At 68.1% G+C, this 13,407-nt stretch carries 17 protein-coding genes; 14 read left to right on the top strand and 3 right to left on the bottom strand.

Annotated features, from left to right (window positions below; all coding sequences use genetic code 11):
• Positions 1–41: 41 nt before the first annotated feature.
• On the top strand, positions 42–782 hold the full coding sequence (gene dapB / locus LC452_RS11665) for a 4-hydroxy-tetrahydrodipicolinate reductase (protein ID WP_223625382.1): 741 nt from the start codon (positions 42–44) through the stop codon (positions 780–782).
• Positions 779–1,231, top strand: coding sequence for a hypothetical protein (locus LC452_RS11660; protein WP_223625379.1), 453 nt, complete (start codon positions 779–781; stop codon positions 1,229–1,231). Before dapB ends, LC452_RS11660 begins: the two co-directional genes overlap by 4 nt.
• On the opposite strand, the gene LC452_RS11655 is transcribed toward LC452_RS11660, so the two are convergent.
• The 3 genes from LC452_RS11655 to LC452_RS11645 all read right to left on the bottom strand — a co-directional run bounded on the left by LC452_RS11655 (position 1,232) and on the right by LC452_RS11645 (position 2,744).
• Positions 1,232–1,657 (bottom strand): OsmC family peroxiredoxin, encoded by a 426-nt coding sequence (locus tag LC452_RS11655; protein WP_223625377.1) that lies wholly within the window; start codon positions 1,655–1,657, stop codon positions 1,232–1,234.
• An 85-nt stretch (positions 1,658–1,742) separates the two neighbouring features.
• Positions 1,743–2,309 (bottom strand): DUF4395 domain-containing protein, encoded by a 567-nt coding sequence (locus LC452_RS11650; RefSeq protein ID WP_223625373.1) that lies wholly within the window; start codon positions 2,307–2,309, stop codon positions 1,743–1,745.
• 21 nt (positions 2,310–2,330) lie between these two features.
• Complete coding sequence (locus LC452_RS11645; RefSeq protein WP_223625370.1) at positions 2,331–2,744, bottom strand: thioredoxin family protein; 414 nt, start codon at positions 2,742–2,744, stop codon at positions 2,331–2,333.
• 118 nt (positions 2,745–2,862) lie between these two features.
• Here LC452_RS11645 and LC452_RS11640 point away from each other — a divergent pair, with 118 nt between their 5' ends.
• From LC452_RS11640 to LC452_RS11585, 12 genes are all read left to right on the top strand, one after another.
• Positions 2,863–3,672 carry a thymidylate synthase gene (locus LC452_RS11640; RefSeq protein ID WP_223625367.1) on the top strand — a complete coding sequence of 270 codons (810 nt, stop codon included), beginning with the start codon at positions 2,863–2,865 and terminating at the stop codon, positions 3,670–3,672.
• Positions 3,669–4,145 carry a dihydrofolate reductase gene (locus tag LC452_RS11635; protein ID WP_223625364.1) on the top strand — a complete coding sequence of 159 codons (477 nt, stop codon included), beginning with the start codon at positions 3,669–3,671 and terminating at the stop codon, positions 4,143–4,145. The genes LC452_RS11640 and LC452_RS11635 overlap by 4 nt, the downstream gene beginning before the upstream one ends.
• Complete coding sequence (locus LC452_RS11630; RefSeq protein ID WP_223625361.1) at positions 4,145–4,906, top strand: SDR family oxidoreductase; 762 nt, start codon at positions 4,145–4,147, stop codon at positions 4,904–4,906. The genes LC452_RS11635 and LC452_RS11630 overlap by 1 nt, the downstream gene beginning before the upstream one ends.
• A gap of 15 nt (positions 4,907–4,921) precedes the next feature.
• Positions 4,922–5,344: an EF-Tu/IF-2/RF-3 family GTPase gene (locus LC452_RS11625; protein ID WP_223625359.1), complete on the top strand. Its 423-nt coding sequence runs from the start codon at positions 4,922–4,924 to the stop codon at positions 5,342–5,344.
• Between the two features lie 28 nt (positions 5,345–5,372).
• Positions 5,373–6,350, top strand: a complete 978-nt coding sequence (dapA, locus tag LC452_RS11620) for a 4-hydroxy-tetrahydrodipicolinate synthase (RefSeq protein ID WP_136056683.1) — start codon at positions 5,373–5,375, stop codon at positions 6,348–6,350.
• A 53-nt stretch (positions 6,351–6,403) separates the two neighbouring features.
• The gene (locus tag LC452_RS11615) at positions 6,404–8,080 is read left to right on the top strand and encodes a ribonuclease J (RefSeq protein ID WP_223625356.1); all 1,677 of its coding nucleotides are present in this window, start codon (positions 6,404–6,406) and stop codon (positions 8,078–8,080) included.
• 77 nt (positions 8,081–8,157) lie between these two features.
• Complete coding sequence (locus LC452_RS11610; RefSeq protein WP_223625355.1) at positions 8,158–8,652, top strand: GNAT family N-acetyltransferase; 495 nt, start codon at positions 8,158–8,160, stop codon at positions 8,650–8,652.
• A gap of 71 nt (positions 8,653–8,723) precedes the next feature.
• Entirely contained in the window at positions 8,724–11,438 is a 2,715-nt protein-coding gene (locus LC452_RS11605; protein ID WP_223625352.1) for a DNA translocase FtsK, read from the top strand.
• A complete protein-coding gene (gene pgsA / locus LC452_RS11600) occupies positions 11,438–12,013 on the top strand; it encodes a CDP-diacylglycerol--glycerol-3-phosphate 3-phosphatidyltransferase (RefSeq protein ID WP_223625348.1) in 576 nt (191 codons plus the stop codon). Before LC452_RS11605 ends, pgsA begins: the two co-directional genes overlap by 1 nt.
• A complete protein-coding gene (locus LC452_RS11595) occupies positions 12,010–12,498 on the top strand; it encodes a CinA family protein (protein WP_223625346.1) in 489 nt (162 codons plus the stop codon). The genes pgsA and LC452_RS11595 overlap by 4 nt, the downstream gene beginning before the upstream one ends.
• A 141-nt stretch (positions 12,499–12,639) precedes the next feature.
• On the top strand, positions 12,640–12,948 hold the full coding sequence (locus LC452_RS11590; protein ID WP_056308102.1) for a helix-turn-helix domain-containing protein: 309 nt from the start codon (positions 12,640–12,642) through the stop codon (positions 12,946–12,948).
• Between the two features lie 21 nt (positions 12,949–12,969).
• A complete protein-coding gene (locus LC452_RS11585; protein WP_223625343.1) occupies positions 12,970–13,194 on the top strand; it encodes a DUF3046 domain-containing protein in 225 nt (74 codons plus the stop codon).
• Positions 13,195–13,407: the final 213 nt, after the last annotated feature.

Genomic DNA, 13,407 nt, shown 5'->3' with positions numbered 1-13,407 from the left:
CCCCGGACCGGAAGCGGTCGCCCGCTCCATAGACTGGATGCATGACCTCGCAGGTAGCACTCGTCGGCGGAACCGGGAAGCTCGGAACGATCATCCACGCGGTGATCGACGAGCTCGAGGGCTTCGAGGTGAGCCGCGTGCTGACGTCGTCGAGCGACCTTTCCGAACTCGACGGCGCTGATCTGGTCGTCGACGCGTCGACACCGCAGATCAGCATCGACGTGGTCCGTGCGGCCGTCGAGCGGGGCATCAACATCCTGGTCGCGACGTCGGGCTGGTCGGCTGAGCGCATCGCCCTCGTACGCCCGCTCGTCGACGCAGCCGGCACGGGCGCGGTCTTCATCCCGAACTTCTCACTCGGATCCGTTCTCGGCTCCGCTCTGTCCGCGGCTGCGGCGCCGTTCTTCGGTTCGGCCGAGATCATCGAGGCGCACCGGGAGACCAAGATCGATTCGCCCAGCGGTACCGCCGTGCGCACGGCCGAGCTCATCGCCGCCGCACGCGCCGAGCAGGGCCCGGTGAGCGCCCCGCACGCGGATCAGCGTGCCCGTGGTCAGCAGGTCGGCAGCGTGCCGATCCACTCGCTGCGTCGCCCCGGCGTCGTCGCCAAGCAGGAGGTCATCCTCGCAGGTCCGGGCGAGTCCCTCACCTTCACGCACGACACGGTCGATTCGGCGCTCGCCTACGCGCCCGGCATCCGCCTCTCGGTGCCGTTCGCCCGCAACGCCACCGGCGTGTTCGTGGGTCTCGAGAACATGATCGACATCGGCATCCGCGCATGATGTCGCGGATCGGCGTCGGGCTGATGGCCGCGGCGCTGCTCGTCTACCTGGCCGTCGCGATCTGGCTCGCGGTGATGTTCATCTCGGTCGGCACTCCCATCTCGATCGGGATGGGGATCACGCTCCTCGTGCTCACCCCGATCGGCGCCTGGGCGCTCATCAGGGAGATGCAGTTCGGGTTCGCCGCCGACCGGCTCGGGCGACAGCTCGACTCCGAAGGCGGCATGCCGCCGGTCGAGACGGAGCTGACGCCCAGCGGGCGGATCGCCCGCGCCGACGCCGACCCGCTGATCGCGCGGTACATCGCGGAATCGGATGCTGCGGCGACGGACTGGCGTGCCCGATACCGGCTCGGCGTCGTGCAGGATGCTGCCGGCCGCCGCAAGGACGCGAGGGCCAGCATCCGCGAGGCGATCCGCCTCGCTCGCGCCGACCGCTCGCGAGCCTGATCAGGCGAGCGTGGCCTCGAGGGTGATCTCGATGCCGGCCAGCGCCTGAGAGACCGGGCAACCGGTCTTCGCCTCGGCGGCGATCTCCTGGAACTTCTCCGGCGACAGACCGGGGACGACGGCGTTCACGTTGAGGTGGCTCCCGGTGATGCCCACGCCCGGCTTGAACGTCACCGAGGCGCTGGTGTTGACCTTCTCCGGCGGGGTGCCGTTCTCGGCGAGGGCGTGCGAGAGAGCCATGCTGAAGCACGCGGAGTGCGCGGCGGCGATCAGCTCCTCCGGGGTGGTGGTCGTGTCGCTGCCTTCGCTGCGGGCCTTCCAGTTGATCGGGAAGGTGCCGAGGTTCGACGACGAGAAGGCGACCGTGCCCGAGCCCTCCATGAGGGATCCGGTCCACGTGCTGGCGGCTTCGCTGGTGACGGGCATGATTCCTCCGGTTCTCGCATCCCGCTCGGTGTGCGGGGTGCGTCGCCGCCAGCCTATCGACCGGGCCGACCCGACGGAACAGCGGTCAGGCGGTGGACGCCGCTCGACCGATGATGCCGACGCGCTGCAGCAGCAGGTACAGCTGGCAGCCGAGGCAGAAGGCGAAGGCGGCGTTCAGGAACGCGGCGATGAACGCGGCGGCCGTGGCGATCGGAAGCGCCCACGGCACACCGATCAGATGCAGGACCAGGCCGATGCCGACGACGAAGAGTCCGACACCCTGCGAGAACCGCGGCGGACGGGGGTCTTCGAGCTCAGCGGGGGGCGCGAGGCGCGGTCGGACGAGCCGACGGAAGAGCACGCCCCAGGGGGCGGTCGCCGGAGACGCGACGCTCCAGAGGAACAGCAGGGCGATCACGACGGTGAGGAGGAAGCCCGGGTCGAGCGCGCGCTGCGCCAGCGAGGCGGACGTGATCGCCCACGTGCCGGGGGCGAACGTCGCGTCGGCGAGGGGCTGGTAGGCGAACCAGCCGGGCGCCTGCGCCGTCGAGATGCCGATGAGCGCGAGGAACGTCGCCACGAGCAGCAGCACCGCCGTGATCGTGGCGGCGAAGCGGGGACCGCGAGGGTCGATGCCTGCGGAAGTGGTCATGGGTGCTCCGGTCTTCGAGCCTCAGACGGAGGCGACGGCTTCGGTGAGGGCGTGCCGGTGAGGCACGCCATGGAATCGGGCACGGACGGCCCCGGAGCCGTCGATCAGGAAAGTGGTCGGCGTCTGCAGCACCTTGTACCGGGCCGAGAGATCGGGCCGGTGGGTCAGGTCGACCTCGACGTGCCGCAGCCCGTCGTGGTCCGAGGCGTAGGCGTTCAGCATCCGTCGCACCTGCGGGCACCGCGCGCACATCTCCGTGCTGAACTGCACGAGCGTGGCGCGGGATCCGAGCTCGGCCGACGCGGCATCCGCCGGATCGAAGCGGAGTGCGCCCGCGTCGCGCCGACGTCCGTCGCGGCGGCGCAGGACCACGCCGATGATCGTGGCGAGCACCAGGAGTGCTGCCGCGACGGCTCCTGCGAGGACTGGCGACATGGGTCGAGAGTACGGCTCTCCGAGGGGTGCGAGGGCCGATGTTTCCGACCGTGACGATCGGCGCGCGAGCGGGACGGCATCCGCCCGTGCTCCTGGTCGGGCGGGTATCGTGGCTGTCATGAGCGCTGGCGTCCCGACCCCGTACGAAGACCTGCTCCGCGACGTGCGGGAGACCGGCACGCACAAGTCGGATCGCACGGGCACCGGCACGACCAGCGTCTTCGGCAGGCAGATCCGTTTCGACCTGTCCCAGGGCTTTCCGCTGATCACCACCAAGCGGGTCCACTTCAAGTCGATCGCCTACGAGCTCCTCTGGTTCCTGCGCGGCGAATCGAACGTGCGCTGGCTCCAGGACAACGGCGTGACGATCTGGGACGAGTGGGCCGACGCGTCCGGCGACCTGGGTCCGGTCTACGGCGTGCAGTGGCGCTCGTGGCCGACACCCGACGGGGAGAGCATCGACCAGCTCTCCCAGGTCATCGAGCAGATCCGCCAGTCCCCGGACTCCCGTCGCCTGATCGTGTCTGCGTGGAACCCGGCCGACATCCCCGACATGGCGCTCGCACCGTGCCACGCGCTCTTCCAGTTCTACGTCGCCGACGGCAAGCTGTCCTGCCAGCTCTACCAGCGCAGTGCCGATATGTTCCTCGGGGTTCCGTTCAACATCGCCTCGTACGCGCTGCTCACGATGATGATCGCCCAGCAGGTCGGTCTCGAGCCGGGCGACTTCGTGTGGACGGGCGGCGACTGCCACATCTACGACAACCACCTCGAGCAGGTCGACGAGCAGCTCACGCGCGAGCCGTTCGCGTACCCGACGCTCCGCTTCGCCCGCACTCCGGAGTCGATCCTGGACTACCGGTACGAGGACTTCGTGGTGGAGGACTACCAGCACCACGCTCCCATCCGTGCGGCGGTCGCCGTATGACGTGGGTGGGCCTGATCTGGGCGGAGGCGCACGGGGGAGTGATCGGTGCCGAGGGCGGGATGCCCTGGCACGTGCCCGAAGACCTGGCGCACTTCAAGCAGGTCACACTCGGTGCTCCCGTCGTGATGGGCCGCAAGACCTGGGATTCTCTTCCGGAACGGTTCCGACCGTTGGAGGGCCGCGAGAACATCGTGATCACCCGCCAGCAGGACTGGACGGCGGAGGGCGCGCACCGTGCGGCGAACGTCGCGGAGTCCGTGCGCGGCAAGGACAAGGTGTGGATCATCGGCGGGGCGGAGATCTTCCGTCTCGTCATCGCGGATGCCGACCGCCTCGAGGTCACCGAGCTCGACCTCGCGGTCGACGGCGACGCCTATGCTCCCTCCAAGGCCGGGTGGCGGCTCGTCGACGAGGGGGAGTGGCAGACGTCGCGCACGGGCGTGCGATACCGCTTCCTCGGATACGAGCGCTGATGCCCACTGCACTGATCACAGGGGCCAGCGCCGGGCTCGGCGCCGAGTTCGCCCGGCAACTCGCCCGCCGCCGCGCGGACCTGATCCTCGTCGCACGATCCGAGGATGCGCTGGACGCGCTGGCCGCCGACCTGCGGAGCGCGCACGGTGTCGCGGTCGAGGTGCTCGTCGCGGATCTCGCCGAAGAGGACGGCGTCGCGAAGGTCGCCGACCGGCTGCGGGATGCCGCCGACCCGGTCGATCTCCTCGTGAACAACGCCGGCTTCGGGCTGCCGCTGCAGTTCGCCGACAACGACATCGACGACGAGGTCCGCCATCTGCGCGTGCACGTCGAGGCCTCGATGCGGCTGATGCACGCGGCACTGCAGACGATGCGGGGTCGCGGCGGACGCATCATCAACGTCGCCTCGGTGGCCGGATTCATCTCCCGCTCCACGTACTCCGCCTGCAAGTCCTGGCTGATCGGCTTCAGCCGCTGGGCGGATGCCGAGTACGCGCGAGACGGCGTCACCGTCACGGCGGTCTGCCCCGGATTCACCCACACCACGTTCCATGAGCGGATGGGGCTCGCGGTGGGCCAAGAGGGTGTTCCGGCCTTCATGTGGCTGAACGCCCGCGACGTCGTGCGCGAGGGACTCCGCGATGCGGCACGAGGGAAGGCCGTGTCGATCCCGTCGCTGCGCTACAAGGCTCTCGTCGCCGTGACGCGTGTGCTGCCCAGCTCGCTCACGTCGGGTGTCGCCCGGCGCGGTCGCGTCTGATCGCGGAACCGCACGATGGGGTGGTTCGGCCGGAAGAAGCGCGATCCGCAGGACGCGAACGAGCTCCTGCGCCAGTACAACCAGGCGGAGGCGGCCCGCATCTCCGACCTGACATCGGGTTCGGCCGCGACACGCTCCGTTCCTTCGTTCCTCAGCGCGGGCGGCGCTGCGGCCGAGGTCTCCGTCGAGGACGTCTTCACGATCACCGGGCGGGGGCAGGTCGCGACCGGCACGGTGACGACAGGGACGATCCGCGTCGGCGACGCCGTCGTCGTGCTGCGCGAAGGCGCGCCCGTCGCGGAGACCGGGATCACCGGCATCGAGATGTTCCGCAAGCGCGCGAACGAGGCATCCGCCGGCACCATGATCGGCGTGCTGCTGCGGGACAGGATCGATGTGTCCCGCGGAGACGTCATCCGGGTCGCCTCGTCTGGGTGAGCGGCATCCGAACCGATACGCTGGAGGCATGACGCACTCGGGCAATCCTTTCGGACAGGTTCTCGTCGCGCTCGTCACTCCGATGACGGCCGACGGCGAAGTCGACTGGCCCGCCGTCGAGAAGCACATCGATGACGTGATCACCGCAGGCGCGGACGGCATCGTCGTGACGGGAACGACCGGCGAGACCTCGACCCTGACGGACCCCGAGAAGCTCAAGCTCGTCGAGGTCGGCAAGTCGGTCTCCGCGGGCCGTGCCAAGGTCATCACGGGCGGCGGATCGAACGAGACCGCGCACGCCATCGAGCTGTACAAGGCCAGCGAGAAGGCCGGCGCCGACGGCATCATGATCGTCACGCCGTACTACAACAAGCCGACGCAGGCCGGAATCCTCACGCACTTCCGCATGGTGGCCGACGCCACCGACCTGCCGGTGATCCTCTACGACATCCCCGGTCGCACCGGCGTGCCGATCAAGTACGAGACGATCCTGCGGCTCGCGAAGCACCCCAACATCCTCGCGGTGAAGGACGCCAAGGGCGACTTCTCCGAGGTGAGCCGCGTGCTCAACCAGACCGATCTGATGTACTTCTCCGGCGATGACGCCAATGCGCTTCCGCATCTCGCGATCGGCGCCACCGGCCTCATCGGCGTCACCGCGAACGTCGCCGCCGCTCCGTACCGCGCCATCATCGACGCGGTGAACGCCGGCGACCTGGCGACGGCCACGCAGGAGCACAAGCGCCTCGAGCCCCTCGTGCGCGCCGTCATGACCCACGTGCCCGGCACCGTCGCGGCGAAGTACATCCTGCATGGCCTCGGTCGCATCTCGAGCCCGCGCGTGCGTCTTCCCCTGGTCGGCCCGGAGGAATGGGAGGCCGCGCTCATCGAAGACGAGCTCGACCTCGTGAAGAACGTGCCCGGCGCCGATTTCTCGAACTTCCGACCCGACCGCAACGCGGCTGCGGGTGGTGCCCTGCCGAAGGTGCACGGCACGACGCGCTGAGTCGCGTCGCCACGAACGAACGGACGCGCAGAGTGTCCGACTGAGGAGACAGCATGTCCATCCCCCTGTCCGAACCGTCCGCACTCGACGAAGGGACGCTGCGGGTCATCCCGATCGGCGGCCTCGGCGAGATCGGCCGGAACATGACCATGTTCGAGTACGACGGCAAGATCCTGATCGTCGACTGCGGCGTGCTGTTCCCTGAGGAGCACCAGCCGGGCGTCGACCTGATCCTGCCCGATTTCGAGCCGATCCGTGACCGTCTCGACGACATCGTCGGCGTCGTGCTCACGCACGGCCACGAAGACCACATCGGCGCCGTTCCGTACCTGCTCCGTCTGAAGAGCGACATCCCCCTCATCGGATCCGGTCTCACGCTCGCGCTCGTCGAGGCGAAGCTCAAGGAGCACCGCATCAAGGCGTTCACGCTCACGGTGACCGAGGGCCAGGAGGAGCGCGTCGGACCCTTCGATCTCGAGTTCGTCGCCGTCAACCACTCGATCCCGGATGCTCTCGCCGTGGCCATCCGCACCCCCGCGGGCATGGTCCTCGCAACGGGCGACTTCAAGATGGATCAGCTTCCTCTGGACGGCCGGATCACCGATCTGCGCGCATTCTCGCGGCTCGGCGAGGAGGGTGTCGACCTCTTCCTGGTCGACTCGACCAACGCCGACGTCCCCGGGTTCACGCCCACGGAGCGCTCGATCGGACCGGTTCTCGACCAGGTGATCGCCAAGGCTCCCCGTCGGGTCATCGTGGCGAGCTTCTCGAGCCACGTGCACCGCGTGCAGCAGGTGATCGACGCGGCCTACGCGAACGGACGCCGCGTCGCGTTCCTCGGCCGCAGCATGGTCCGCAACATGACGATCGCCGAGCAGCTGGGGTACCTCAAGGTTCCTGCCGGCGTGCTGATCGACTACAAGAAGGCCCGTGATCTTCCCGACGACCAGATCGTCTACATGTCGACCGGATCGCAGGGGGAGCCGATGGCCGTCCTGAGCCGCATGGCGAACCTCGACCACGCGATCGAGGTGAGCGAGGGCGACACCGTGATCCTCGCCTCGAGCCTGATCCCGGGCAATGAGAACGCCGTCTACCGCGTGATCGACGGCCTCACCAAGCTCGGTGCGAACGTCGTGCACAAGGCCAACGCGAAGGTGCACGTCTCCGGGCACGCCGCCGCCGGTGAGCTGCTCTACTGCTACAACATCCTGAAGCCGAAGAACGTGCTTCCGGTGCACGGCGAGTACCGTCACCTGATCGCCAACGCGAAGCTGGCGCAGGACACCGGGATCCCCGAGGCGAACACGATCATCGCGTCGAACGGCACCGTGATCGATCTGAAGGACGGGGTCGCCCGCGTCACCGGGCAGCTGGATCTCGGCTTCGTCTACGTCGACGGCTCCACCGTCGGCGAGATCACGGATGCCGACCTCAAGGATCGTCGCATCCTCGGCGAAGAGGGATTCATCTCCGTCATCGTGGTCGTGGATGCCGCGACCGGCCGGATCATCTCCGGCCCGGAGATCCACGCGCGCGGCGTCGCCGAAGACGACTCGGTCTTCGACGACGTCACCCCGAAGATCGTCGCGGCTCTCAAAGAGGCGTCCGGCAACGGCGTCCACGACACCCACGCGCTGTCGCAGGTCGTGCGCCGGACGATCGGTCGCTGGGTGAACCAGCGGCTTCGTCGTCGCCCGATGATCGTGCCCCTCGTCATCGAGGCGTGAGACGCGGCCCGCATCGGGCGAAGGCACTCACGGCTGACCGACACATCGCCGTAACAGCGGCCCTCTAGGCTCACGTCATGTTCACGGGCTTCTCGATCCGGCGGGCGACGCAACCCGACGCGGGCTTCCTCGGCGACATGCTCGTCGAGGCCGCGAACTGGCGCGCCGGGGGAGTGCGCCCGCGCCACGAGGTGCTGACGTCGACCGACCACCGGCGATACCTGGCGGGGTGGAAGCGCGCCGCCGACGAGGGACTGATCGCCGTCGGCGACGACGGTGTGCCGGTCGGCGCCGCCTGGTACCGGATGCTGCCGCAGAACGAACCGGGACTCGGGTTCGTCGGTGCCGGGGTGCCGGAGCTCATCATCGGCGTGCATCCGCTCTGGCGCGCCCGCGGTGTCGGTCGTTCTCTGCTGCGGGGGATCGTGGACCTGGCGAGTGCGCAGGGCTACGCGCGCATCAGCCTCAGCGTGGAGCGCGACAACTTCGCGCGGAACCTGTATCGATCCGAGGGTTTCCACGTGACGGCGGAGGGTCGGATGCGCGACACGATGGTGCGGCGCACGGGCTGAGAACGCGTGCCGGATCGCCGGAAAGCCGCGTCATTACGGGAGATGTCGGCTGCTCGTCGTAACGTGAGAACATGGCCAGGAGTTCCACGAAGACCGAGCGTGCGTCGACGAGCGCACCGTCGCGCGCCAAGCGGCAGACGGCTCCCAAGGCCCAGCCCGCGCCCAAGAAGTACATCGACGAGCAGGACAAGCCGCCCGTGGCAGTCCGTGCCTGGGTCGGGCTGGCGCACGGCGTCGGCGGACTGTTCCGCGCCTTCGGTCCCGAGAGCCTCGAGAAGGACGATCGCCGGGACGGCTTCCCGTTCCTGCTCGTGCTCCTCGCCGTCGTCGGCGCCGTCACCGAGTGGTTCTTCATCGGCAATGAGGTCGCCGCGAACATCAGCGCCTACTCGGTCGGCGGGCTGATCGGACGCGTCGCCTTCGTGATGCCCGTGCTGCTGCTCCTGCTGGCGGGATGGCTGTTCCGGCATCCGTCCTCGGTGCACGACAACGGACGCATCGGGATCGGGTTCGGACTGTTCGTGCTGACGCTCGCCGGCATCTGCCACGTCGCCGGAACCCGGCCGCAGCCCAAGGAGGGCATGCTCGCGCTCAGCGAATCGGGCGGTCTCTTCGGGTGGATGCTGGGCCAGCCGCTCACGTACCTGACCGACATCCCCGCCTACATCGTGCTGGGGCTGCTCGCCGCGCTCAGCGTCCTGATCCTCACCAAGACCCCTCCGAACCGCATCGGAGCGCGTCTCGGAGACCTCTACGCGTGGATGTTCGACGCGGAACGCGCGGAGAAGCCCGCGAAGGATGCCGCGGCGATCGATGACGCCGACAAGGTCGACGACCCCGACGTGCTGCCCTGGTGGCGTCGCAACAAGACAGGTCGCGAAGAAGACCCCGACGAGGGCACTCTCGGCTCCGACGACATCACCGCGCTGCTGAACACTGCGGATCCGACCCCGGCTTACGACCAGGCGGTCGTCGTGGAGAACCCCTACGACGCGGCCACTGAGGTGCTGACCGACGTCCGCTCCGTCACCGATTCGCTCGCTGAGCAGCAGGCGACGGCGCTGCTCGACGACGAATCCGATACGGGCGAGGTGCCCGAGCTTCCCGGTCTCGACGGTTTCGGAACAGACGGGCCGGGCGAGCGCGGGCCGCAAGCGCCTGCGGCGCCCTACATCCTCCCGTCGCCCGGTCTGCTGGTCGAGGGGCCTGCGCCCGTCATGCGCTCCGAGGCGACCGACAAGGTGATCGAGCAGATCACGAGCGTCCTGACGCAGTTCAAGGTCGATGCGAAGGTCACCGGCTTCTCGCGCGGGCCGACGGTCACGCAGTACGAGGTCGAGGTCGGCCACGGCGTCAAGGTCGAGAAGATCCTCCAGCTCAGCAACAACTTCGCCTACGCCGTCGCGTCGAACGACGTGCGCATCCTCTCGCCCATCCCGGGCAAGAGCGCCATCGGCATCGAGATCCCGAACGCCGACAAGGAGATGGTGGCGCTCGGCGACGTGCTGCGCTCTCCGGCTGCGCAGAAGAGCACGCACCCGATGACGATCGGCGTCGGCAAGGACGTCGGCGGCAACATCGTGATCGCCAATCTCGCCAAGATGCCGCACCTCCTCGTGGCAGGTTCGACGGGTTCCGGTAAGTCGAGCTTCGTGAACTCGATGATCACGAGCCTGCTGATGCGGGCGCGGCCTGCGGACGTGCGCATGGTGCTCATCGACCCGAAGCGCGTGGAGCTCACCAGCTACGCAGGCGTCCCGCACCTGATCACGCCGATCATCACGAACCCGAAGAAGGCGGCCGAGGCGCTGCAGTGGGTCGTGAAGGAGATGGACATGCGGTACGACGACCTCGCGTCGTTCGGCTACCGTCACATCGACGACTTCAACCGCGCCGTGCGTGCCGGAGAGGTCGTGCTCCCGGTGGGCAGTGAGCGCGTGCTCAAGCCGTACCCCTACCTGTTGGTGGTCGTCGACGAGCTCGCCGACCTCATGATGGTGGCACCGCGTGACGTCGAGGACTCGATCGTTCGCATCACACAGCTCGCGCGAGCCTCCGGCATCCACCTCGTCCTCGCGACGCAGCGACCCAGCGTCGACGTCGTGACCGGTCTGATCAAGGCCAACGTGCCCTCCCGTCTCGCCTTCGCCGTCACCAGCGTCACCGACAGCCGCGTGATCCTCGACAGCCCGGGCGCCGACAAGCTCATCGGCCAGGGCGACGCCCTCTTCTCGCCGATGGGCTCCTCGAAGCCGTTCCGCCTTCAGGGTGCCTGGGTCGACGAGAAGGAGATCGACGCGGTCGTCAAGCACGTCACGCGTCAGGCGCGGCCCGACTACCGCCCCGATGTGCAGGAGGCTCTCGAGCCGACGAGGAAGAAGGAGGTCGACGAGGACATCGGCGACGACCTCGAGCTGCTTCTCGCCGCCGCCGAGCTCATCGTGTCGTCGCAGTTCGGATCGACCTCGATGCTGCAGCGCAAGCTGCGGGTGGGGTTCGCGAAGGCCGGTCGTCTGATGGACCTGCTGGAATCGCGGGAGATCGTCGGACCCTCCGAAGGCTCCAAGGCCCGAGACGTCCTCGCGACGGCCGAGCAGCTTCCCCAGGTGATGGCCAAGCTGCGCGGAGAAGACGCGCCTTCCGCGCCCGCGCCGTCTGCCGCACCGACGTCGACGGCGTCGGCGGGCCCGGCGTACGATGACCCGACCGAAGCCCAGTTCAGCGGGCTGCCCGTCGTGGAGGCCGAGGGCGATGAAGACGCCTGGGGCCTGACGGGTCGCGACTGATGGCCATCCCGCGTCAGCTCCCGAACGCCATCACGATCGCGCGCATCCCGCTCGCCGTCGTCTTCTTCGTGCTGCTGCTGCTCGGCGGCACCTACGGCATCCCGGAGCCGACGCTGCGCTGGATCGCCGGGATCCTGTTCATCATCGGGATCTCCACGGACTGGGTCGACGGCTACCTGGCTCGCAAGTACGAGATCGTCACCGACTTCGGCAAGCTGTGGGACCCGATCGCCGACAAGCTGCTCACCGGTGCCGGCTTCATCGGTCTCGCGATCCTCGGCGAAGTCGACTGGTGGATCGTCGTCATCATCCTGATCCGCGAGTGGGGCATCACCGTGCACCGGCTCATGGTCGCCAGCGAGCATGTGGTCGCCGCCGCCTGGATGGGCAAGGTCAAGACCGCGTTCCAGGGAGTCGCGCTCGGCTGGGCGCTGCTGCCGCTGCACGTCGTCATCGGTCTCGGCCCATGGACGCTGATCACCTTCGTGCTGATGATCATCGTCCTCGTGCTCACCGTCGCAAGCGGCATCGATTACATCGTGGCGCAGGCGCGAGGGGCACGGCAGAAGTCGTGAGCGAAGCCCTGGCGCCCCAGGTGCTGTCGGCACTCGAGCGTCGTGGCTGGACGCTGGGCGTCGCGGAATCCCTCACCGGCGGTGCCGTGTGCGCGGAGCTGGTGTCGGTGCCGGGCGCGTCCGCCGTACTTCTCGGGGGAGTGGTCGCGTACGCCACACCTGTCAAGCACACGGTGCTCGGGGTGGACGCGGAACTCCTGGCGCAGCACGGGCCGGTGCATCCGGCTGTCGCCCGCGAGATGGCCGACGGGGTCAGAGGCGTCGTGTCCGTGGCCGGACGAGCAGCCGACGTCGGGATCGCGACCACCGGCATCGCAGGGCCGGAGTCGCCCGACGGACAGCCGGTCGGCACCGTCCACGTGGGCGTCGTCACTCCCGTGGCGGCCCAGACGAGGGAGCTGCATCTCGTCGGAGATCGCGCGGCGATCCGCGCCCAGACGGTGTCTGCAGCGCTCGCGTTCCTGCTCGAGATGGTCGAGGAATAGTGGCGCACACATTGCGGTTATGACTGATGTGCTCACATTGAAACCACAGAGTGCAAGAGTAGATTCTGTGCAAGCCAGGAGGACTAGACTGGCTGTCTCATCGAGAGGGAACTCGGTGAATCGAACGGGGAGGAGGTTCCGATGATTCTTGTACGACAGGAAATCGGCGATGTGCTGAGGGACTTCCGCCTGCAGAAGGGGCGTACCCTTCGGCAGGTCGCAAGCAAGGCCTCTGTCGCGCTCGGGTACCTCAGTGAGGTCGAGCGGGGTCAGAAAGAGGCGTCGAGCGAGATTCTCGCTTCGGTCGCCGATGCACTCGATGTACCCATCTCGATCATCATGCGCGAGGTCGGCGATCGCATCTCCGTGCTCGAGGGCATCCAGGTGTTCCCGGATGTCGTTCCCGACGACCTCGTGGCGTCGGTCGAGCCTGAACTCTCCCTCCGCTGAACTCCGTCGGTCTGAGACACGATGCGTCGCAGTGAGTTCCTCCGCGCCGTCGACACGGAGTTCCAGGCGCGAGCGTCTTCGCTGGTGAACGATCTCGTCCTCGGCGCGCTCGACAATCGCACGGCGCTCGAGGCCCTCTCCGACGGAACCCCGCCCCGGGAGATCTGGCTCGCGCTGTGCGCCGAGATGGACGTTCCCGAGAATCGCCGTCATGGCGTCGGACGGCAGGAACCGCGCCGGCGCTGACCGGCTTCTTCGCGTTCGAGTCGTGCGGACTCCGACACGCCGATCACGGCGTGTTGTCGAAGATCCGTTCGAAGCGGGCGTAGTCTTCTGCACAAGTGGTCACTGAGTTTCGTTCCGCACAGTTCATGGAAATGCCGATGCAATGTCGGTGGCTCCTTCTACGGTGAAGAACAGGCCCAGAGCCATACGCCTTGTCGGAGAGTTGCTCCCAAT

The sequence above is a fragment of the Microbacterium sp. EST19A genome (assembly GCF_019969685.1).
Taxonomy (GTDB): Bacteria; Actinomycetota; Actinomycetes; order Actinomycetales; family Microbacteriaceae; genus Microbacterium.
The sequence above is the reverse complement of the archived record's forward strand: the minus strand, read 5'-3'. Positions and strand labels throughout refer to the sequence as shown.